Annotated in this window: 13 protein-coding genes; 11 read left to right on the top strand and 2 right to left on the bottom strand. The window is 55.9% G+C overall.

The annotated features are described in order from the left end of the window. Nucleotides 1-7: 7 nt before the first annotated feature. Both E1J53_RS20380 and lpxK read right to left on the bottom strand, forming a co-directional pair. Nucleotides 8-1,285, bottom strand: a complete 1,278-nt coding sequence (locus tag E1J53_RS20380) for a 1-acyl-sn-glycerol-3-phosphate acyltransferase (protein WP_134269918.1) — start codon at nt 1,283-1,285, stop codon at nt 8-10. Between the two features lie 131 nt (nt 1,286-1,416). After that, nucleotides 1,417-2,484 carry a tetraacyldisaccharide 4'-kinase gene (gene lpxK, locus E1J53_RS20375; RefSeq protein WP_134269919.1) on the bottom strand — a complete coding sequence of 356 codons (1,068 nt, stop codon included), beginning with the start codon at nt 2,482-2,484 and terminating at the stop codon, nt 1,417-1,419. A gap of 486 nt (nt 2,485-2,970) precedes the next feature. On the opposite strand from lpxK, the gene E1J53_RS20370 reads away from it, so the two are divergent. The 11 genes from E1J53_RS20370 to E1J53_RS20320 all read left to right on the top strand — a co-directional run. Continuing rightward, a complete protein-coding gene (locus E1J53_RS20370; RefSeq protein ID WP_134269920.1) occupies nt 2,971-3,726 on the top strand; it encodes an MbnP family protein in 756 nt (251 codons plus the stop codon). Then, a complete protein-coding gene (locus E1J53_RS20365; protein ID WP_253932164.1) occupies nt 3,727-4,806 on the top strand; it encodes a cytochrome-c peroxidase in 1,080 nt (359 codons plus the stop codon). Between the two features lie 210 nt (nt 4,807-5,016). Further along, complete coding sequence (locus E1J53_RS20360; RefSeq protein WP_368671766.1) at nt 5,017-6,147, top strand: cytochrome-c peroxidase; 1,131 nt, start codon at nt 5,017-5,019, stop codon at nt 6,145-6,147. Nucleotides 6,148-6,828: 681 nt separating this feature from the next. Beyond that, nucleotides 6,829-12,438, top strand: a complete 5,610-nt coding sequence (locus tag E1J53_RS20355) for an SdrD B-like domain-containing protein (protein WP_173021577.1) — start codon at nt 6,829-6,831, stop codon at nt 12,436-12,438. Between the two features lie 256 nt (nt 12,439-12,694). Then, the gene (locus tag E1J53_RS20350) at nt 12,695-14,326 is read left to right on the top strand and encodes an ABC-F family ATP-binding cassette domain-containing protein (RefSeq protein ID WP_134269922.1); all 1,632 of its coding nucleotides are present in this window, start codon (nt 12,695-12,697) and stop codon (nt 14,324-14,326) included. A gap of 351 nt (nt 14,327-14,677) precedes the next feature. Next, nucleotides 14,678-15,580, top strand: coding sequence for a hypothetical protein (locus E1J53_RS20345; protein WP_134269923.1), 903 nt, complete (start codon nt 14,678-14,680; stop codon nt 15,578-15,580). 51 nt (nt 15,581-15,631) lie between these two features. Beyond that, the gene (purH, locus tag E1J53_RS20340; protein ID WP_134269924.1) at nt 15,632-17,158 is read left to right on the top strand and encodes a bifunctional phosphoribosylaminoimidazolecarboxamide formyltransferase/IMP cyclohydrolase; all 1,527 of its coding nucleotides are present in this window, start codon (nt 15,632-15,634) and stop codon (nt 17,156-17,158) included. Between the two features lie 67 nt (nt 17,159-17,225). Then, nucleotides 17,226-18,023: a type III pantothenate kinase gene (locus tag E1J53_RS20335; RefSeq protein ID WP_134269925.1), complete on the top strand. Its 798-nt coding sequence runs from the start codon at nt 17,226-17,228 to the stop codon at nt 18,021-18,023. Further along, nucleotides 18,004-19,380, top strand: a complete 1,377-nt coding sequence (locus tag E1J53_RS20330) for a hypothetical protein (RefSeq protein ID WP_134269926.1) — start codon at nt 18,004-18,006, stop codon at nt 19,378-19,380. Before E1J53_RS20335 ends, E1J53_RS20330 begins: the two co-directional genes overlap by 20 nt. Before the next feature lie 6 nt (nt 19,381-19,386). Next, on the top strand, nt 19,387-20,784 hold the full coding sequence (locus E1J53_RS20325; RefSeq protein WP_134269927.1) for a lipopolysaccharide assembly protein LapB: 1,398 nt from the start codon (nt 19,387-19,389) through the stop codon (nt 20,782-20,784). 565 nt (nt 20,785-21,349) lie between these two features. After that, nucleotides 21,350-24,071 (top strand): hypothetical protein (locus E1J53_RS20320; protein ID WP_154640258.1); only part of this gene is annotated, 2,722 nt, incomplete at its 3' end.

The raw sequence follows: 24,071 nt of genomic DNA, 5'->3' as shown, positions 1-24,071 counted from the left end.
GGGGCCTTTAACCCCGCATCGGCAGGTCTTCCGCCAGCGCAAACATTTCCTTGCGGAGGGCCTTTAGGGTTGCGTCATGCTTCCCGGAGCCGGAAAAACGTCCTTTCCAGTAGGCACGATAGGTCAACCAGTATTTGAGGGTGAAAAGGCCCACCACGGGAAGACTGAAAAAGTACAGCCAACCCCAGCCTTCCGGATAAACCCAGTTAAACACCAGCGTCTGGAGCAGGTAGGTAAGGGGGAGGAGGAACCAGGAGGCCAGCATCTGGAAGGTAGCCTTATAGCCGCGGTCAATCCCCAGCGCATTCCAGATGCTGGTGATCAGGATAAGCCAGAGGCCATGGTTCAGTAATCCATAGAGGTAGAAGGGGATGCCCAGGATCAGACCGGCACTGAGTTTGCGATCGGGGTGGTTACTGAATTCGACGTCCAATTGTCCGGTTTCCCGTAGGAGGCCCTCGTATTTGGTGGCTACTGCTCCGAGTTTTTCCCGGCGGTCTTCCGGAAGTTCCCGCAGCCAGCTCAGGATGGCTTTGGTGCGATAATGGTGGTCGCTGACCTTCATCGGGACTTCATTCTGCACGGCCCGTTCAATGGGGCGCAGCACCCGCTCTTCGGCCTTGTTTTTGGTTTGGATGAGGAGGTCCTGCATCCGCTCCGTGAGCAGATTGGTCAGGGCCCGGATGGCGCGCATGGGGCTTTCCTCGTACTGCTCGCGAAATTGCAGCAGGTCAATCGGCTCCCCGTAGCGAATGAAGGCGCGGCTGAAACAGGTGGTGGGACTCTCATAGTTGGCGCCTACCGGTTGCAGCGAAACCCCCAGTTTCCAATCGTTCCGCTTCTCGACCTCCAGGGCCATGCTGGCCGCGCCGCCCTTGAGGCGGCGCAGTTTACGCTCGAGTTCACTGTAGCCCTCCGGTGCGATGTACATGATCTTGCCCGTTTCCAGTCCGGCGAAGGTCCGGTTGAATACTTCGTCTTTATCGCCTCCTTGAGCGCCCGCCTGCCGGTCCTTGGGCCGGGCCACGGGAATACAGAAGGGGTCAATGAGGAAGGCCATCACGGGATTGAGCCACAGGCCGGCGTTAGCCAGGAAGTACATCTGGTAGTCCAGATGGATACCCACGATCAGCGGGTCCGCCAGGGTGTTGGGGTGGTTGCCGCAAAGTAAGGTCGGACCGGGGTGGTTGACGTGGTGCCGACCCTCCACCTCCATGCCCGGATAGTACAGCCGGAGCATCCAGCGACTCAAGAAGTGAAATAACCAGAAGACGAGTTTTGCCATGCGGCGAAGATAAGACGCACTTCCCGCTTTAAAACCTGCCTCCGTTTTCCCCCAACCAGCAACCAGCAACCAGATACCAGCAACCAACAACTAGCAACCGGCAACCAGATAACCAGCAACCAGATACAACCCTACGCCTTAAAGTTCAGCAGGAAGTCCCGCACCAGGGTGTCAAACTCGGGGCCCTGGTCAAAATGGAACCTGACGGCCAGGGGGAGGACAAAGATGGGAAGCCGTTCTTTTTGAATGAAGGAGCGGTGGAGTTCGAGGCGGGTGGCGTCCTTTTCCGTCGTGACGATGGCCTTGTGCTGTCCGGGCATTTCCCGGAAGCGGAGTTGCAGATTTCCCAGGTCACGCCGGTCGAAGTAGTGGTGGTCTTCGTAGTCCAGAGAGTGGACGTCGGCGGCCTTTTCCTTCAGGTGGCGGATGAGGTAATCGGTGTTGGCGATGGCGGAGATCAGCAGCACACTGACGTTTTCTTCCATCTTTAGCCGGTAGCGGTGATCGAGGATGTAGTAGGGGGCGGCATAATCGTAGTAGCTGAAGAAGACCCGCTGATGGGGTAGGGGGGCGATCTCTTCGATCAGCTGGTCGGCGGCTTCCCGGGACAGTTCCCGGGGGCACTTGCTGACGATGATGACGTCGGCCCGTTCGTAGCCGGATCGCCATTCCCGGAGGCGGCCGGAGGGGAGGAGGTAATCTCTGGTGAAGGGGCGGTCATACTCGGTAAGCAGGATGTTGAGGCCGGGCCGTACGGCCCGGTGCTGGAAGGCGTCATCCAGCAAAATCAGCTGGGTGTCCGGCCGCCGGGACATGATCTCCGGGATCGCAAAGGCCCGCTCCTCGGCTACCGTGACGGTGATGCCCGGAAACTTCCGGGCGTACTGCAGGGGCTCGTCTCCCACCTCCTCGGCGTTCATCTGCCGGTCCACCATGAGGAATCCCCGGGTTTTGCGCCGGTACCCCCGGCTCAGGGTGGCCAGCTCCAGGTAGGGACTCAGGCCACGGATCAGGTACTCAATGTGCGGCGTCTTACCCGCACCACCCACGGAGAGGTTACCGACGCTGATCACCGGCACCGAAAAATTGATGCTCTTTTGTATTCCCTGCCGGTAGGTCCAGTTACGAAAGCTTACCCCCAGGCCATACAGCAGAGAAAAAGGGGCAAGAAGTGCCTTGGCGAGTGCAGACTGGACCATGGTGTTGTTTTTTTCGGACGGCCGCGAAGGCCTGGATAGGTAGTTAGAGCTTGTTTGGACTTTAATAATCGACCTCCATTTGGCCTTTTTGGGCGCTAGCTTCGTTGGGAAAATCCTCATTTAGCGCTGCTATACTCCGGTTTTCCCGCCTTGCTACCACCAAAAAATTCTCAAATTCGGCCAGACGACCAAAATCCAAACAAGCTCTTAACAATAATCGGGCCTTCTGGATGACTCCGGGAGCCACCAATCGAAAGTCCAATAATCGTGCCAGAATAATTTCGCCCCCATCGGAACCCACTACCTCCCGGTCCCGATGCACCGCACAATGTCAGTTGACCAACAAAACGGAAGGAAATGGCCACCAAAATACCTGGCGGGGATGTTTAAGTGAAGGAGGTCACCAAGTTATGGTGTCTTAACCCCGGACCTTTAATTGAATTTCCGACCGGAACCACCTTTCGTTTACCCAAAACAAAAATCTGAATGAAATACGCTGCACTTTTTGCCCTCTTACTGGTCATGTTCTTTGCCGGATGTGACGACGACGACCCCGTTGCCGGCGCGGTCGACTTTACCATCGATTTCCGGGCGGACTTCGGCGGCGATCCGCTGGCGATTTCCAGCGAGACTTATAACTATCCCACGGGCGCAGACCTGAAGGTCCTCCTTTTTCAGTACTACATCTCTGACCTGGAACTGATTCCGGCGGACGGTAGTGGTGCCGTTCAGTTGACGGACATTGACATGATCCGCTGGCAGTCGGCGACCGAAAATAGCGTCACGAGCCGCACCTACGAAGTGCCGGCGGGGGAATACTCCGGTATCCGTTTCGGGCTGGGCGTAAGCCCGGACCTCAACGCCCGGGAACCCTCCGATTTTGCGGCCGATTTTGTGCTCAACGAAAATGAGTTCTGGAACGCTAACGCCCGCTACGTTTTCGCAAAAATTGAGGCCAACGCCGACCTGGAAACCGACGGCACCTTCGATACGGCCCTGACCTACCACATGGGAAGTGATGCACTGTATACGACGGTAACCTTTGACCAGGACTTTACTGTTGATGGTGAAGGAGACCCGGCCCTGACGATTGTGGCGGACGTACTGGCCGCCATGTCTGACGGTACCGATACTTTTGATATCTCCGACCCCGACCAGCAACGCGTTCACGGTGGCAACCAGGCCGTTGCCCAGGACATCTGGAATCGCCTGGCGGCACAGTTCGTGCTCGAAGTTCGCTAAATGAATTGGAGGGGAAGAACGGTTGTGGCCGGATTGGTCTTTACGGCGATGCTGGTGGCCTGTGGCTCCCCGGAGCCTACGCCCTATTCCCCGGCGGAGCCGGATCATTTTGCCAAAATCCTTTACCCGGAAGATAATCCGACCACGGAGGAAGGGCTGGCGCTGGGAAGGCGTTTGTTTTTTGATCCCATCCTGTCCGCCGACAGCACGATAAGTTGCTCCAGTTGTCATTTGCCGGAGCGGGCATTTTCTGACGGCCGCCGGGTGAGTGTGGGCATCAACGGGCGACCCGGCACGCGTAACGCGCCCGGACTGGCCAACGTGGGCTACCTCCACCGGACCTTGTTCTGGGACGGGCGGGCGGACAATCTCGAAAATCAGGCCATTCACCCGGTGGGTAACCCCAACGAAATGGGGGGAAGTTGGGAGTTGGCGCTGGACCGCCTGCAACGCCATCCCGACTATCGCGAACGATTCCGGGCGGCCTTTGGTCTTTCCCGGGCGGAAGCCATTCAACGAGACCACGTGGGCAAAGCCCTGGCCCAGTTTCAGCGGGCCCTCATTTCCGGCAACAGCAAGTACGACCGGGTACAAATGGGACGGGCCAGCTTTACCGAAGCGGAAGCACTGGGGGAGGCCATTTTCTTTGATTTTGCCGATGATCCCACGGGGCCTTACGCGGCTTTGCCGACGGGAGAATGCGCGCATTGCCATACGCCACCCCACTTCACCAACCAGCAGTTTGCCAACAACGGACTGGAGGAGGCCCGGGCCCTCACGGACTTTACGGACCGTGGGCGGGGGATGGTCAGCGGTACCCCCTTTGATTTTGGTCGGTTTCGGACGCCGCCCCTGCGCAACGTGGCCCTGACGGCCCCCTACATGCACGATGGGCGCTTCCAAACCCTGGAGGAGGTCATTGCTCACTACAATCGTGGGGGGCATTACGCCGAGAACAAAAGTCCTAACGTCGTCCCGCTTGGCCTGGACAGTACGGAGGCTGCCGCACTGGTCGCCTTCCTGACGACGCTGACGGATTCTGCCTTTTTGAACAACCAGAGCTTCCACTCGCCGTTTTAATTTCCCATGAAGCAATTGATGAAAAACGGTCCGCATACCAAACAAGTGTCCAGGGAGTACGTACCCGATCACCCCCGAACATCGGATGGAAAGTGCCCTGGGCGGCGGAGCGCGGGTGCCCTGCTTTCGCCGGAGCGCCCTGCACCTGCGGTCCCTCGCCCTAAAGGCCATGCTCTACGGCTGTCGCCCCGATTCTACGGGTTGTCAAAGGTGACCCGATGGGCCCTGCTGCTGGCCGGCTTCCTGCTGTTTACGGCTTCTTCCTGCGACCCTGATCCGGTGGTGGTCTGTCCGGAATGTCCCGCGGGAGAAACTGACCGGGAAATCACCGGCCCCAACATCTCCACGCCCTACGTGCTGGAGGTGCCGGATTACATGCCCGCGCCCATCCTTAACCCCGACAATCCCCTGACGGTGGAAGGCATCGAACTGGGGCGGCGGCTGTTTTACGATCCCATTCTGAGTGTGGACAGTACGATTTCCTGCGCCAGCTGCCACCGCCAGGAACTGGCCTTTACCGACGGGCGGGCCCTGGCCGTTGGGGTGGAGGGGAGAATGGTTAACCGTAGTGCAATGTCTCTGGTAAACCTGGCTTTCAACCCCAATGGGTTCAACTGGGACGGCAGTGCCATCCAACTCTGGGAACAGGCCATCCATCCGGTGGAAAACATGCTGGAGATGGACGAAAGCTGGGATAATGTCCTCCGAAAATTGCGCCGCCATCCCGATTACCCGCAGCGATTCCGCGCCGCCTTCGGCGTTGACCGGACCAGTGAAATCACGCGGGAAATGGCGGCAAAGGCCATGGCCCAGTTTGAGCGTACCATCATCAGCGCGGATAGTCACTACGACCGGGTCGTTTACCAAAATACCGAATTCTTCACCGAAGAGGAGCAACTGGGGGCCGATAGCCTCTTCTTCGTGGAGGACGTTCCGGCCGGGGTGCTGCACCCGGGTTGTGGTCACTGCCATAACCAACCGTCCTTCGGAAACAATCGCTTTTCCAATAATGGCATTGAAGACGTGGAAAGCCTGGAGGATTTTCCTGACCTGGGACTAGGGGGCGTTACGGGATCCCGCTTCGATAACGGAAAGTTCCGGGCACCGACGCTGAGGAATATTGCCGTGACGGCTCCCTACATGCACGACGGAAGGTTTGCGACCCTGGAAGAAGTGCTGGACAGTTACGCCGCCGGCGGGCATGGCGTCGAAAACGAAGATCCCAACATCACGGGCTTCCCACTTTCCGCAAGAGAAAAAACGGCCTTGCTGGCGTTTTTGCGTTCCCTTACCGACGAAACTTTACTGACCGATGAGCGATACGCTAACCCTTTTGAATAAAAAGAGCGTAAGTAGGAGTGAAAAATTTTTCGCAAAAAATAAGTGTAACTAGTTGACTTTAAGTAGTTAGTGATGATTTTTTTCAATAAAAATTTTCACAATTAATTTTTTATGTCTTTTTTCTGGCCTGGGTTGTGCCCGATAATTGTATTGTCAAACGAAAGCAAATACCAGCGAACGCGTTGGTTTTTGGAAATACACAGAGTTCGCCGAAGGTAGTAAGTCAGTCTGGAATCAAGGAAAGGCTAACTTACTACCCGAAGTTTTCTCCCCTCGTTTTGACCACTAACGCAGAGATTATCGGGCATTCGCCCACCTTTTTCGCAATATTTTCATGAGATTACGATTTGTCGAATAGGTCATATTCCGCCACCAATGCGGAATGTGACCTTTTCTTTTTTAGGGCGTCTACCAACTGTTAAAAAGTTAAGTATTTGTCATTACGATGGCGGAGGCTTTTCTTTGTGTAGGGCGAAAATTATCTGTTTCGCCGAAGAAAGAGCTTTAGGGGGTTATTTACGATCAAACATTTTTCTTGTGTATCCGGTAGTTCCTGATTAGGGGCCGGTACCTGTGCTATTGTCTAAGCAGGGTCTCTCCGATTTAAGCCGAATGCTAGATTGCTCGTTCAATCTAGCCAATAATCATTCCCAAAATCTGCTCACTTATCATAATTCCACTATGAAGAAATCTTTACCCCTAGCGACACCGCCCGGCAAGTTGCTGGCCCTGCTTTTTCTTTTTTTACCCATGGCCGTTTTTGGCCAACTTTCGATTTCCGTTACCGGCCAGGATATCAGCTGTTTTGGCCTGGCTAACGGTGTTGCCCAGGTAACCGTAAGCGACGCCACGCCTCCGGTATCTTTTTCCTGGAGCAATGGCGGGGACACTCCCGTAATCGATAACCTCACTGCCGGCACCTACGAAGTTACCGTTACGGACGGCGCCGGAGGTTCTGCTTCCGGATCCGTCACACTCTTCGAACCCGAAAGAGTGACGGCAACCATTACGGATGCCGAGGGCTGTGAAGGCCCCTTCATGATTGCTGCTGAACCCATGGGTGGCGTCACCCCCTACCGGTACAACTGGTCTACGGGGGCCGAGACCCGTGCCGTGGTGGTACCCGCCGGTGACTACTGCGTTACGGTCGTAGACGCGAACCTCTGCGGCTACGTGGCCTGTACGACGATCGTCGAAGACCCTCCGGTGATTACGCTGGTGGACGTTGACGCCCAGTGTGCCGATTCCAACGATGGTAGCCTTACGGCAACCACTACCGGTGGAACGCCTCCCTTCACTTTTGCCTGGTCCAACGGTGGCTCAGGACCAATGATCTCCGGACTGGCTCCCGGCACCTACGGGGTAACCCTGACGGACGCCCGGGGATGTACCGCTACCGCTACCGGAACCGTTGGCGCCCCTCCGGCACTGACCGGAAGCATCTTTGGTGATGAGACGGTTTGCCCGGGAGAAGCCGACGCCTTCCTGCGCATCGCTCCGTCCGGAGGTACACCGCCCTATTCCTACAACTGGGAGCCCGGAGCATTTACCGGCCAGGGCATCGGGCCCCTCCCCGCCGGCACCTACTCGGTCACCGTAACCGACGCCAACGAATGTACCCTCGTCGATACTTACGTAATTACCGAGTCTCCTGAAGTCGAAATTGAAATTGTGGGTGACCTGCTGCTTTGCGGCAGTGACGCCACGGGATCATTGACCGCCCGGCCCCTCTCCGGCCCCACCAGTCAGTATACCTACGCCTGGAGTACCGGCGCTGTCGGTCCTACCGTATCCGGACTTGGTGCCGGCACCTATACCGTGACGGCAACGGACGTGAACGGATGTACGGCGGAGGCTAGTGCCACCATTCGAACGATAGAAATCTCAGTAAGCCTGAGCAGCACCCCCACCAGTTGTGCCGACGAGAATGACGGAACGGCGACGGCCACCGTAACCGGTGGCGATGCCCCCATCACCTACGCCTGGAGCAATGGCGGGACAACGGCAACCATTACTGGCCTGGCGCCGGGTACCTATACCGTGACGGTCACGGAAGCGAATGACTGTAAGGCAACGGGTTCCGTTGTGGTCGGGTCCCCCGACGAGCTGGTACTGGCCGTTGACCCGGAAAACGTGGATTGTCCCGGAGACGCCACGGGCAGCATTGACCTGACGGTCACTGGCGGCACGGCCCCCTTCACCTACCTGTGGAGCAATGGTGCTACGACTGAGGACATTTCCGGCCTGATGGCGGGTACCTACTCCAACACCACCACCGACGCCAACGGCTGTACCGAGACCATCACGGTCCAGATCAACCAGCCGGCTAACCTGATGATCACGGACAATGTGGTTGACGTAGATTGTAACGGAGCGGCTACCGGCCGGATCACCGTCCTGGCCTCCGGAGGTACCCCCGTCTACACCTACGCCTGGAATACCGGGGCCACTACCCGGACCATCACCGACCTGACGGCCGGCACCTACGTAGTAACCGTAACCGACGCGAACGATTGTGAAATCGTGGCCAGTTTCACGGTCAACGAGCCGACGGCAATCATGGTCAGCGGAACCGTGACCGATAACGACTGCTTCGGTGAAGACGAAGGAGCGATCGACTTAACGGTCGCCGGAGGAACGGGTGGATACGCCTTCCAGTGGAGCAACGGCGCCACGACCGAAGACATCACGGGGCTGACCGCCGGCACCTATGACGTGACGGTCACGGACGTGAACGACTGTGAGGCCACGGCCTCCTTCACGGTAGAAGAAGCCGACGAGATCGATCTTTCCGTGGTTCCCACCAACGTTTTGTGTTTCGGAGGGAATGACGGCTCCATTGACCTTACCGTCATGGGAGGCCTTGCCCCCTACACCTACCTCTGGACTACCGGAGCGACCACGGAAGATCTCAGTGGCCTGACCGCAGGAACTTACACGGTAGTCGTTACGGATGCGGGTGCCTGCCAGGCTTCCATTTCCGTTTCCATCCAGCAGCCCTCGGCACTGGAAGCTTCGGCAGCCCTGACGAACGTCGCCTGCCCCGGCGATGCAACCGGTTCCATCAATCTGACCGTTTCCGGGGGCACGCCAGCCTATACTTTTGCCTGGAGTAATGGTGCCACCACGGAAGACATCGGTAACCTGATGGCCGGTACCTACGGGGTCACCATCACGGACGCCAATAACTGTACCCTGGAGCAGTCCTACACCCTCACGGCCAACGACGAAATTATGATTTCCGGCGTGGTTACGGACGCAGATTGTAATGGCGAAGCTTCCGGAAGTATCGACCTTACCGTATCCGGGGGCTCCGGGACCTTTGCCTTTCTGTGGAGCAACGGCGCCACGACGGAAGACCTCACCGACGTGGCTGCCGGAACCTACACCGTGACGGTCACCGACGGGAACGAATGTCAGTCGGTAGCCTCCTTCACGGTAGGAGAACCAGACGAAATCCTACTCACCGCGACCACGCCAACGATCACCTGTGGCGGAACGGAAAGCGGAATGATTACCCTTACGGTAGTCGGGGGCACAGAACCCTATACGTACGCCTGGAGTAATGGAACCTCCGGTGAAATTCTGGAAAACGTGCCCGCCGGATCTTACTCCGTCACGGTAACGGATGCTAACGGCTGTATGGCCACGACCTCCAGCCTGCTCCTGACGGAGCTCCCCGAATTAGTTTGTTCCGTAGTTGTAGACCAGGAATCTACGGCGGGCGATAATGGTGCCCTGTCCGTAATGGCTTCTGGGGGTACGCAACCTTACACCTACAGCTGGAGTAACGGTGAAACGACCGAGTCCATCACGGACCTGGCTCCGGGTACTTACTCCGTGACCGTTACGGACGCCAACGGCTGTACTACTTCCTGTACGGGAACCCTGACGGCCTTTGCCGGCATCGGCGACTTTGTCTGGCAGGACTTCAACGTCAACGGACAGCAGGACCCCGGTGAACCCGGCATTGCCGATTACCCCGTCTACCTCAAGAATGCCGCCGGTGAAATCATCGATTCTACCCGGACGGACGAGAACGGTAATTACGCTTTCCTGGGACTGGTCCCCGGAACCTACTCCATTCTCTTCATCGAGCCTCCCGGGGGAATTCGCACCCTGGCCAACTCCGGAGACGACGCAACGGACAGTGACGGAGATCCGGACATGGACGGGATGACCCAGACGTACACGCTGGAGCCCGGTGAGTATAACATGACGGTGGATGCCGGTTTCTTTGCCGAACCCGGTGCAGCCATCGTGGACCCCTGTAATTGTTTGAACAACAACACCAACGACATTGACGGACAGTTCAGCGAGGTGCTAGAAATTACCGCTGACCCCGGTCAGACCTGGACCATCCTCTCCAACCAGAACATGTATCTGCTGGAGAGTGAAGACCCGCCGGCGGCTCCGATTCCGGTGCCCGTAGGTACCGTGCTGGAGGAAGTCAGCCCGGGCGTGTACAGAATCGAATTCAAACTCGTGGATGAATTCGTGTACTCCTCTACCCTGACGAACGGCGTATTTACCCTGACCATCAGTAATCAGTGTTTTTACCCCACAATCAGCTTTGAAGACAATCTCCCGGAAAGCGTTTGTCGCTTTGAGCCGCCCTTCCAGCTCTTTGCCATTGCAAGCATCCCCGGAACGATCGTCTACACGGTAAACGGAGAAGAGGTCGATGAACTGGACCCCTCCATGTTGCCCCAGGGAGAGGTGGTGATTACCGCTTCACTGATTCCCGATGATCCCGAAGAGTGTATCACCTTCACGGAGCGTCAGGTGCTGATCACCGAAGATTGTGACGCGAAGATTGGAGATTTCGTCTGGAATGACCTGGACAACGACGGCATTCAGGACCCCGGAGAGCCGGGTATTCCGAACGTAACGGTCATCGTTACGAGCGAGGATGGAACCTACATGGACCAGACCATGACCGACGAAACGGGCATGTATATGTTTGCCGTTCCTCCCGGAACCTACAAGGTGACCTTCATCGCTCCGGACGGTTTTGATCCCAGCCCCGACAACAACGGGTCCGACGACGAACTGGATAGCGACATGGATCCCGTCACCTTCATGACGCCCTTCTACACGGTAGGGCCCGATGAAATGGACTTCTCCATCGACGCTGGTTTCTTCAATCCCTGTATTGAAAATGTGAATGATCCGGGCGTCATCGGCTTTAGCCAGGAAATCTGCGGACCGGGGAATACGCCGGATCCCTTCATCGAAGTATCTCCCGCCACGGGAGGTGTTGGTGAAATTGAGTACCTGTGGATGTTCAACGAGGAAGATCCTTCTCAGGATATTTCCTTCTGGACGCCGATTCCGAATACCAACAGCCCCAACTACGCTCCCGGTCCCGTTTCCCGCACTACCTATTTCGTGCGTTGTGTACGCCGGAATAATTGCCCCTATATCGAGGGTAATGTGCTGACGGTGGACGTTGGTGACGATGCCGTAGCCGAAATCAGTGGACCCAACGTCCTTTGTGTCGGAGAATCGGCGACCTTCACCGCCGAAGGCGTCGAACAAGGTGCCGTAATAAACTGGGTATTTACCGGACTCTCTGCGGTAGAGACGAGTAGCGCTGCTTCCGTTACCACCAGTTGGGCAACCTTTGGTTCCTTCAGCATTACCCTTACGGTTACGGCCAACGGTTGTACGTCTACCCAAACCCGCCAGATCACGATTATCAATAATCCTAGTGCCTGCGGAGACGACTTAGTGGCCGGGGGAACCATCAACAGTCTGCAGGCTCGCGAGGTGACCATTGACTGGACGGTACCCTACGACGGCTCCGATTATGACTTTACCGTGGAGCGTTCCCTCAACGGTGAAGACTTTACGGATCTGGTGTCCGTCAATACGCCTGCCTTCATTTCCGCTAACGGAAATACGGCCCGCTTCGAGTTGGACGACGTCAGCCCGCTGGCGGGACGGACCTTCTACCGGGTACGCCTTAACGACGCCGAATATGGCGATCTGTGGTCCAATGTGGTCGCGCTGCAGCTGGCTCCTCCGACCACGGCCATCGGCCGGGTGTTCCCGAACCCGATCCAGGGTTCCATGATGCACGTGGAAATGACCGAGGAAGCTTCCGAAGAACTACCCATGAGCGTTCAGCTCTACGACGTGCGCGGTAACGTCGTTGGGCCACGGACTTTCCTCCGCCCGGGTAGGGGAGTGGTTAACCTGAACATCGGTCAGCAGGCTGCGGGCGTATATATCCTGCGCTTAACGGCCGGCGATCGAAGTGAAACCCACCGGGTGATCATCGATTAACGCCAATACATCACGGAGGTGATGATTAGCGTCCCCAGCGCCTTAATTGAGCGCTGGGGACGCTTTTTTTTTCGGTCGTCGGGGCGTGGAGTAAAGCGGAATACTCGGCACAGCCGGTGCAGGTGCAGTGCGCTTAGTGGGGCCATGAAGCCAAATTTTAACCCCCGAAAACCCATCCTACTTTTCGGGCGTTAAGGATTCTTGGTAATCAGCCAATTAAAGGCCTTACCTTTGCAGCTTCAAAATTGAAATGTCCATGCTGACGGTTAATGATCTTACGGTACAATTTGGCAAAAGAATACTCTTCAATGAGGTCAATTTGCAGTTTACGCACGGAAACTGCTATGGCATCATCGGGGCCAATGGAGCCGGAAAGTCTACTTTCCTCAAGGTGATCTCCGGAGACCTCGATCCCACCAGAGGATCGGTGAGCCTGGAGCCCGGTAACCGGATGGCCGTCCTGAGTCAGAACCACTTTGGCTTCGAAGAACAAACTGTCCTGGACGTGGTCAAAATGGGGCACGAAGAGCTCTTCGCCATCGAGCAGGAAAAAAACGCCATCTACATGAATCCGGACGCCACGGATGAAGATGGTATGCGCGCCGCAGAACTAGAGAATACCTACGGGGAAATGGGCGGCTGGACGGCCGATTCTGACGCCGCCGAATTGCTTTCCAATATGGGAATCCGGGAGGATTTACACTACAAATTAATGGCGGAGTTGAGCGGCCCCGAGAAGGTAAAAGTGCTCCTTGCACAGGCGCTGTTCGGCAGTCCGGATATCCTCCTGCTGGACGAGCCGACCAACGACCTGGACGCCAACACCGTCCACTGGCTGGCCGACTTCCTGGCGGATTTTCCAAATACCGTGATCGTAGTGAGCCACGACCGCTATTTCCTCGATATGGTCTGTACGCACATCGTGGATATTGATCGGCAGCAGGCAACCATTTACACGGGTAACTACAGCTTCTGGTACCAATCCAGTCAGCTGGCCGCCCAGCAACTGGCCAACAAGAACAAAAAGATGGAGCAGAAGCGGGCAGAAATGCTTGAATTTATTCAGCGCTTCTCCGCAAATGCTTCCAAGTCACGGCAGGCAACCAGCCGGAAAAAGGCGTTGGAAAAGCTTAACATCGAAGAAATTAAGCCCAGTAGTCGCAAGTACCCCTTCATCGCTTTTCAACCCGAGCGGGAGCCAGGCGACCAGATCCTCAAGGTGGAGAACCTGAGTAAGCGCTCGCCGGAAGGCGAATTGTTGTTCGGCAACGTTTCCTTCACGATGAACAGTGGAGACAAAATTGCCTTGCTGGCCAAGGAGGCCACTGCCCTGACCGCATTCTATGAAGTGCTCGCCGGGGAAACCGAAGCAGACTCCGGAACAATTGAGTGGGGCCAGACGATCACCCGGCAGTACCTGCCCAACGAGAACGCTGACTTCTTTAGTGGCGCCAACAACCTCGATCTGGTAGAGTGGCTCCGGCAGTATTCCGCCAATAAAGACGAACAATTCATCCGGGGATTCCTGGGTAGAATGCTATTTGCGGGCGAAGAGGTGCACAAAAAATCAAGCGTCCTTTCCGGAGGCGAAAAAGTGCGGTGTATGCTCAGTAAGATGATGCTGAACAGTCCAAACTTTCTGCTGTTGGACGAGCCGACCAACCACCTGGATCTGGAATCAATTACGGCGCTCAACAATTCGCTCAGAGATTTTCCCGGAAACTTCATCATGAGCAGCCACGACCACCAGCTCGTAGAGACCAGTTGTAATCGCATCATTGAAATCACGCCGAATGGTGTCATTGATAGCCTGATGAATTATGATGAGTATCTGGTGTCTCCCGCAATTGCGGAGAAACGGGCGGCCCTGAACGGAGCTACCGTCTAGTGCTAGGCTGTTTCGTGAATTAATCATTTGGCAATCAAGCCCCTGAATTTTCTAGTAGCGGCAGGTAATTACCTGCCGCTACTATGCGCCCCTCTGAACTGCCGCGATTCCGCAGGAATCGCTGATGAAACCTCACGACAGCTTACGTCTAGTGTGCCCTTCAGATTGAATAATGCGTACCTGTATCAAGGGAAAGCAGCCCCCAGGTTTAATTAAGTTGACGAGAGCTGTTGTGTGTCGGAGTTCGGGGCTTCCGGCTGAGTTTATGGTGTGCAAACAAGTAAACTTAACGTAACACTTGCTTTACAATAGGTTAACGCAGGTTACCTTCGCGGGCCAACGATAAAAACCTTGCAAAGCTTTAATTACTTCATTGCCGTTGATTGGTCTTCACGGGCCAAGCCCAGCCCCCGTCGTCCGAGTAAGGATGCGATTTGGGTGGCGCAGGCCAGCGCGCAGGGGAGGATGAAGGTTTCTTATTTCCGCACCCGGGAAGCCTGTCACCAGTATCTGCGGAAGCGTTTGCTCGAGCTGGTAAAACAGGAACAAAGGGTTGTAGTTGGCTGGGATTTTTCCTTCGGCTATCCCAAGGGCTTCGCCAAAGCGCTCCGGCTAAAGGAGAAACCCCGGTGGAAGGCCGTCTGGCGCTTGCTGAATAAACTGGTGGAAGACGGGGCAGACAACCAGAATAACCGTTTTCAGGTTGGCGCGGATTTGAACCGGAAGATCACGGGTGGAAGTGGGCCCTTCTGGGGTGTTCCTACGGGGCAAAGTGGAATATTTCTGGGCCCTAAGAAGGATTTTCGTTATCCGGTTACCAATCGCCGGAGCAGCCTGGCCGAACGCCGGATTGTTGAGCAAAGTGTCCCCAGGATGCAACCCGCCTGGAAATTGGCCTACACGGGCAGCGTAGGTAGTCAGTCCCTGTTGGGCATCCCCAGAGTGTATCGCCTGGCCATTGAAGACCCGGAACTGGCCAACGTAAGTGACATTTGGCCGTTTACGACCCATTTTGACCAGAAAGTCCGCCGCGGCCCCTGCGTATTGCACGCCGAAATCTACCCCAGTATGCTGCCGATAAATCGGTCCGATGCTATCCCGGATCGGGCCCAGGTTAAGGCGCTGGTAAACTATTTACGGAATGCCTCCACGGCGGGAGAATTACCTTATTTACTGTCGGCCCCCGATCGATTATCCCGGCGAGAAGTGCGTCAGGTGATCCGCCACGAAGGGTGGGTACTGGGAATCCGATGAGGAACAGGCCAATTATGCTTATCTTCGCGCCTTCTAAATCGAAAGGCTCGCATGACCTCCAGGAAAATAAAATCCGCGCTCGTTTCCGTATACCATAAAGAAGGGCTGGGCCCCATTGTCGATGCACTCGATCGACTGGGCGTTACCATTTACAGCACCGGAGGAACGGAAACCTTTATTCGTGACCGGGGCATTGAGGTCGTTCCGGTGGAAGACCTTACGGGCTATCCTTCCATTCTGGACGGCCGGGTTAAAACGCTTCACCCCAAAGTCCATGGCGGCATTCTGGCTCGTCGGGAGGAGAATCACCTCGGCCAGTTATCTAAGTACAACATTCCGGAGATCGACCTGATCATCGTTGATCTTTATCCCTTTGAGGAAACGGTGGCCAATACGGAAGACGAAGCTCAGATCATTGAAAAAATTGATATCGGTGGCATTGCCCTGATTCGGGCCGCCGCGAAGAACCACCACGATGTGGTAATCGTGCCCAGTAGGGACGATTATCCCACCCTGCTGGCCATTCTGGAAGGACAAAGCGGGGAAAGCAGTCTGGAGGACCGTAAGGCCCTGGCGCGCCGGGCGTTCGCCGTGAGCAGTCATTACGACACGGCTATTTTCAACTACTTTAATGAGGATGGGCAACTTCCCGCCTTCAAACGCAGTGAAATGCGGGCCACTACGCTGCGCTACGGAGAAAACCCCCATCAGGAGGCGGCCTTCTTCGGGCGTTTGGAAGAAATGTTCACGAAGCTGAACGGAAAGGACATCAGCTACAACAACCTGGTGGACATTGACGCTGCCGTTGGCATTATGGGGGAATTCGAAGCGGGAAATCCGGCTTTTGCGATCCTCAAGCACACCAATGCCTGCGGGGTGGCCGTAAGACCCTCTCAGTTGGAAGCCTGGAAAGCCGCACTCGCCGGCGATCCGGTATCGGCCTTTGGCGGTATTCTGATCACCAACCGTCCCCTGGACCTGGAAACCGCCTCCGCGATCGATGAGTTGTTCTATGAAGTCCTCATCGCCCCGGATTTTACGGACGCTGCCCTGGAGCTGCTGAGCAAGAAAAAGAAGCGCATTCTTTTGCAGTACCACCACCTGGATTTACAGGCCAAGCAATTCAAGAGCCTGCTGAATGGGGTAGCCGTACAGGATGCCGACCGTAAAACGGAGTCCGCGGCCGACTTTACGACGGTAACGGACCGCGCTCCCGACGAAAGAGAACTGGCGGACCTGGTCTTTGCCAATAAGTGTGCCAAGCACCTTAAATCCAATACCATCGCCCTGGTGAAGAACGGTCAATTGATCGGTATGGGCTGCGGTCAAACCAGTAGGGTGGATGCCCTTAAGCAGGCCATTCTCAAGGCCAGAGCCTTTGGGTTTGACCCCGCCGGTTCGGTTATGGCCTCCGATGCTTTCTTCCCCTTCAGCGATTGCGTGGAGATTGCTCACGAGGCCGGCGTTACTGCGGTAGTGCAGCCGGGAGGCTCCATTCGGGATAAAGATTCAATTGCCGCAGCGAATACTGCGGAAATGGCGATGGTCACTACCGGAATTCGCCACTTTAAGCATTAAACCAAATTTTAACGCGCCCATAAGAACCCTCCAAGGGAGTTTTTACGTCTTATGGGCGACTTGTGAGATGAGTACCTCAATACATCAACTAGCCATCGATATTGGCAATACGGGCACCAAAGCCGCGCTGTTCCACTTTCGGAGGATGATTGATGTACCTTTTTCGGTTTCCGGCCAGGATTGGTCAACGCTGGATGAGGTGGTAACCAACCACGGGGTGAAAAATATCATCTATTCCACGGTAGCTAACGAGCCGCCATTAGTGTGGATAGATAAATGGGAAAGCGAGCATCGTCGCGTTGTCCGGCTTCATCATGGCCTGCCGCTGCCCTTTGGCAGTCGGTATCGCACCATGGATACGCTGGGTTTGGATCGCATGGCGGCCATGGCGGGAGCCATGGGCCTGCGAAAGACCCCGGCACCTGCACGCCGTTGCCCTCCGGATCAACCGGGCCAAACAGCCCAACTGATCGTGGATGCGGGAACTTGTGCCACCATCGATCTGCTGGATGCCGAAGGCGTTTTCGTCGGAGGAAACATCAGCCCTGGACTGCACATGCGCCTTCGGGCAATGCATGAGTTTACCGCCAGACTGCCGTTGCCATCCGCCGAAAATCCGGTGGGTATCCTGGGAGACTCCACGCTGAACGCACTGCGTCACGGAGGTCAGATGGGCCTGGTGTACGAGATTGAAGGCTTGTATGAGCGTTTGTCCGCCACCTATCCCGGTCTGGAACTCCTGCTCACGGGAGGAGATGCCGCCTGGATCGGTAGCCACCTGAAGATTGCTTACTCCCATCACCCTTATCTGGTCCTCGAAGGGCTCATTCAAATTTTGTCAAATTATGTTGAAAACGAATTGTAAACTAAGTCTGCTCTTCCTGCTCCTGCTCTGTGGTAGTGGGCTGAAGGTGGGTGCGCAAAACCTGCTCTCCGACTTTGTTGACATTCGCCCAAAACTGAACAGCCCCCTAAGCCGCTTTGGCCTGGGAGATCCCCTGGATCAGGTGCACGCCGCGCAGGCGGGTATGGGTGGTTTGGAAACGGTATACCAAAATGCCTTCCACCTCAACGTACAGAACCCCGCAAGCCTGGCGAACCTTCAGTCGACCAGCTTTGAAGTGGGCGTTTACGCCCGCAATGCTTCGCTGCAGGATCAGACCAGTTCCGCCAACACCTGGCAGGGTAACATTCGTTACCTGGCCCTTGGCTTTCCGCTGAGGAACCCGATCAACCTCAACCTTGACCGGATTCAGAACGAATGGAACGCGGGTATGGCTTTCAGCCTCGCGCCCACCACCCTGGTGGGCTACGACCTGCGCCTGGCCGGTGAGGATGAAGAACTCGGCGCCACGTCTAACTCCCTGAAGGGAAACGGCGGCACCTATCGTTTCTCCTGGTCGACGGCTTTCCGCTACCGCTTTCTCTCCGCGGGACTGAACGTGAACTACAACTTTGGTAAAATCACCAACAGCCGCATCGTTTCCTTCGACGATATTCCGGAAGCCCTGGCGACGGAGTTTCTGGAAGAATTCAGTGTTGGCGGGGTGAGCCTCGGGTACGGGGTTCAGTATACCATCAACTTCAAGGAGGTGAACGACGAGGGGATTAAGGTTCCCAACGGGAAGCGTTTAATCCTGGGCGTAAACGGAAACTTACAGACGGACATCGAATCGGAGTCCAGCTTGCTTTTCCGCCGCTTTAGCCCCAATGGCGCCCTCTTCGTGTCTGATACCCTGCAGGCCGTGGACGGCGAGATTAATAACCTGACCCTGCCCTCTTCCTTCAACGTCGGGGTAGGCTACGAAGACCTCAACAAGTTTTTTGTTGGTGTCGAATACGGAAACCGCTTCTTCAGTAATTACCTGAACGAAGCGCAACCGGAAGATTTATCGGACGCCAACCGCCTCGCGCTGGGTGTCCAGTATATTCCCAACGCCAACTCCTATAACCGGTATTGGCAGCGGGTGCGCTACCGCCTCGGCCTCCGCCTGGAGGAGGATGCTCGTAGCGTTGATGGGGTGCAGGCCCGCCGTAATGCCATTACCTTAGGCCTCGGTATGCCCATCAGTTTACCACGTCAGCAGGTATCTTTCCTTGACCTTGCCCTAGAATTCGGTAAGTTTGGGGTTCCGGATATCCTTGACGAAAACTACGTACAACTCACCCTGGGGTTCTCGTTAAACGATAACACCTGGTTCTTTAAACGCAAACTCAACTAAGCCAACATGCAAACTATCCTTCGCCCCCTGGCACTGTTGCTGATATTCTGTGCTTCTGTTTCCCTGGTTAACGCTCAGTGCGAAAACTGGGTAAACTCTCCCGATAAGGAAGAAGCGGAAAACGCACACGTGGCCTACCGTAACTTCGTAAAGGGAAAAACGGACGCAGACCTTGCGGCCCTTTCCGAAGAAGAATTCAACACCGCCTTCAATAACTGGCAGAAAGCCTACGAGATCGCTCCCGCAGCTGATGGCCAGCGTCCTTTCCACTACCGGGACGGTCGGAAGTTCTACCGCGCGATGTACACCAAAGCTACTGACCCGGAAAAGAAGAAGGAGTACGCAGCCCGTCTGCTGTCCTTCTACGACGAAGAACTGGCTTGTTACCCCGACGCCGAAGCCTTCCTGCTCGGTCGGAAGGGCTACGACATGTTCTACCTCCAGGGCTACTCCATGGATGCCCTCACTACGCTCGAAATGGCGATGGACAAAGGTGGAGATGACGCTGAATACATCGTACTCCCTCCCCTGGGCCAGCTGCTGAACTACTACTTCAAAACCGAACAGATCGATAACGGTCGGGTGCGGGAGCTCTACGACAAGGGCAACGCCATCGCTGACTACAACATCGAAAATAACGAAGCCTATAGTCAGTACTATAAGGATGCGAAAGCCAACCTGGAAGCCAGTGTGCTGGAGTACGAAGATCAAATCTTCGACTGTGCCTACTTCAAGGGAGAGCTGATGCCCAAGTTCCGCGAAAACCAGGAAGACCTGGAGGTCATGCGATTCATCATTACCAAGCTTAAGGCCCAGGGATGTGATGAAATCGATCCCGCCGTCAAGGAAGTCCAGGCGCAGTACGATAAGGTGTACGCCGAGAAAGCGGCAGAATTCGAGGCCGAGCGTCGTCGGATGAACCCCGCTTACGACGCCAGTCTCCTGGTGCAGGAGGAAGACTACGAAGGAGCCATCCGCCGCTACCAGGAGGCCATTGACCAGGCCGAAGATGACGAGAAGAAGGCCCAGTCCTACTACCAGATGGCGTCCATCCAGTCCGGTAAGCTGGGGCAGTACGGTTCCGCTCGCCAGAACGCCAACAAGGCGGCCTCCCTCAGCGATGGCTGGGGTAAGCCCTACCTGCTCATCGGCGACATCTACGCCCGGATGGGTAGCCGCTGCGGTGATCCCTGGCAGCAGCGCCTGGCGGTACTGGCCGCTCTTGACAAGTACGCCTACGCCAGGAGCATCGACCCCGACGTGGCCGCCGATGCCAACAAGCGTATCAACAGCTACAGTGGCTCCAAGCCGCTGAAGACGGATGCCTTTAGCCGGAGCCTCAAGGAAGGAGACCGGGTTACGGTCGGTTGCGGAATCGGAGAAACGGTTTCTCTGCGATTCTAAATCGTTATCCCTTTAGCTAAAGCCACGCTGGCCCGCTCGGTTATCCGGGTGGGCCAGTTTGGTTTAGGAATGACCTCAACCAACCTTATATATATCATACACCGAGACCTACGAACAGTAATCCGGGGCTGCGGCCGATGGAAACAGCCCGGTGGGCCAGCTATACTAACCTTCCCCCCACTGTGCTCCTTAGAGCCGTCGAATGGATACGTGGCTAGTTTGGGCGACGGCGCGCAGGTGCAATGAAATGGAATCGTCGTGCTCTGCCGGGATGCAGTAAAACTGGATGCTGAGCTGCTGTCACGAGGTGATAAAATGGTGCTACGGGTTGAGACTGATCCCCAAAAAAACACCCCGCCGAACCCGAAACTGTTAAAGTTGTTCGGTATCGCATGAATAAAATGATGATTTTTTCGGTGATGCTTTGCGGTATTCGCAGGGCTTTGTAGTTTTACGCGGTAAATCCGACCTAAAGACACTTCGACCTCACTCGAAGAACGTTTAACCATATTTAAAGCCCCTTTTTGGGGTCGTGTACTTTTAACTTTTCTTAAATCGTAATCTTATGAAGCAAGCAAGACAATTGCTTATGTTGGCCTTCTGCTGCCTTTTCAGCGTAGCGCTAGCAGCCCAAGACCCCGTTTACGAGGTCAACCTCGGAAATATTTCCGACATCAACCTGACGCTCAATGACGACTGTCAGGCGCTCCTTATCCCCGAGATGGTACTTACCGGCGACCGTGACGTAGACGGCGACGGTATTGTTGCTCCCTGGGAACTCTTCTGCATCACCGTAATGGATAGCAACCCCGCTAACGGTCCTATCATCGACGGTTGTGGTGAGTACTCTTACAAGATCGAGGCTAAGGAAGAAGTGGAAGTAACTCCTCCCGTTGCTGGTTTCCTGGCTAACGACGGAGTTGCCTACGACCTTAACCTCTTCACCATTAGCGATGACAACTTCGGCTTTTTCGACTTCATCGTAACTGACGACCTCGTTGGCGTTGCTACCGACGGTAACTTCTTTGCCGGTGGTGATGATTACGCCCTGTTTGCCCAGTTCGACTTCTTCGAAACGGGTACTTTCAGCTTTGACTACTCTTTCACGCGTACCAACGAATTGGAAGATGACCTCGGGTTCCTCCTTTTTGACTTTGAAGGTTTCCCCATCGAGGACGTAGTTGAATTCTTTGACGAAAACATTACCGGCTCCGCCTCTTTCGACGTACAGCCCGGTTCTGTACTGCGTGCAGGTATCATTGACGACGGTGACTTTGACTTCCAGTTCGAAGTATTCGAACTCACCAACGGTGTTTTCGATCCCATGGACATCATCTTCCCTGTTGAAGGTTACACGACCTCCTGGGGCCGCGTTAACGCTGAAGACAAGACGCCTCCCGCAGTAGTCTCTACTCCCGATGACGAAGTGCTTCCCTGCACCGACTTCGAGGAGATCATGCTGACCATGCTCGACATCAACATCAGCCGTTGTTGGGAAGTAGCTCGTGGCACCGACGGTGTATTCCGCACCGTTCCCGGCACCATGGCTACCGCTCTGCGCGACCGTCTGGACCTGATCGCCTTCGATCCCGGTGCTGGTACCGCTGTTGTTCCTGAATTCACCGACGGATGTGCTCCTCGCCTCCAGGTTTGTGTGAACGACGTAGCTACCTTCGGCGAAGACCCCGCCTGTGATGACATCACCATCACGCGTACCTTCACCGCTACCGAAATCAGCGACTGTGAAAGCGCTGCTGGCGAAGAGAACGGTCCTGCCGTTACTTCTTTCGACATTGACTTTGTTCGTCCCGAACTCGGTGACATCGAACCCGCTGGCGACCAGCTGGACGTAGCTGAGTACGAGTGTGACGAGACCCTGACGCTCGACGCTAACGGTAACCCCGTTCCCCGCGCCGGCGATCTGCCTTTCTGGACCTTCGAAGACCGTACCATTCCTCTGGTACTCGACGGCTCTGTTTGTAACATCGCCCTGACCTACGAGGACGGTCCCCGGATCCAGACCTGCCCCAACACTTACAAGTTCGTACGGACTTACACCGTTATCGACTGGTGTGCTCCCCAGACCGTACGTACCTACACGCAGGTAGTTAAGGTTGGTGACACCACCGCTCCTGACTTCACTGCTCCCACGCAAGACCGCGACTTCGACGGCATCATCGACGATGGCCCGCTGGAGTTCAGCACCAACGCTGGTGACATCTGTGCTGCCTACATCCGCCTGGACGATCCTAGCATCCGCCTGACGGACAACTGTAGCGCCGGCATCGAGCTGAAAGCTGACATTTACCCCTTCCAGAACCTGAACGGCGCCCCCATCGGCACCTTCTTCCTGGACCTGAACGACGGCGACGCTGAGATTGCCGGTCCGATCCCCGCTGGTACGCACACCCTGCGTTACACCTACACGGACGACTGTGGTAACTCTGACTTCACCGACGTACCCTTCACGGTCATCGACCGTACGGCTCCCGTAGCCATCTGTGAAGACGGCCTGAACATCAGCCTGACTTCCGGCTCTTCTACCGGTGGCCCCAGCACTGGTGTAGCTGTTCTGACCCCCGAAATGATTGACAACGGTTCTTACGACGACTGTGGCGACGTAACGCTGCACATCGGCCGCGTACGCCAGCTGGCTAACGGCACCTACGAACTGCTGCCCGGCGCTGTTTACACGGACCAGCTGCTGCTGACCTGTGAGGACCTCGGTAACGTACTCGTTGGCCTCCGTGTTACGGACGAGCGTGGTAACGTAAACTACTGCTGGCTCGAAGTACTGGTGGAAGACAAGGCACGTCCTATCTGTTTTGCTCCGGCTCCGATCAACATCAGCTGCATTGCCTACAATGCTGAACTTCCCGCTGACATCAGCGAAGCTACCGACGAGGAGCTGGACGCTGCCTTCGGTGCTGCTACCGGTATCGACAACTGTGAAGTAACGATCACCCAGACGATCAGCGGTGACGTGAACAGCTGTGGTGTTGGCCAGTTCACCCGTGTATTCACGGCTACTGACGGCCAGGGCCTGACCAACGCTGCTGCCTGTACGCAGCGCATCACGGTCTACGGCATCCACGACTACACGCTGACCTTCCCCACGGATGAGGAAGCTGACTGTGCCGTAGTTCCCGACTACGACGGTATCGGCATCGACGAGCGTGCCTGTGACCTGATCACGATCAACCCCAGCGTTGACACCTTCCGCACGACGGGTACTGCTTCCGAGGAGTGCTTCAAGCTGGAAGTTACTTACGACATCATCAACTGGT

Source organism: Lewinella sp. W8, from assembly GCF_004375085.3.
GTDB lineage: Bacteria > Bacteroidota > Bacteroidia > Chitinophagales > Saprospiraceae > Neolewinella.
This window is presented reverse-complemented; position numbering and strand designations above follow the sequence as displayed.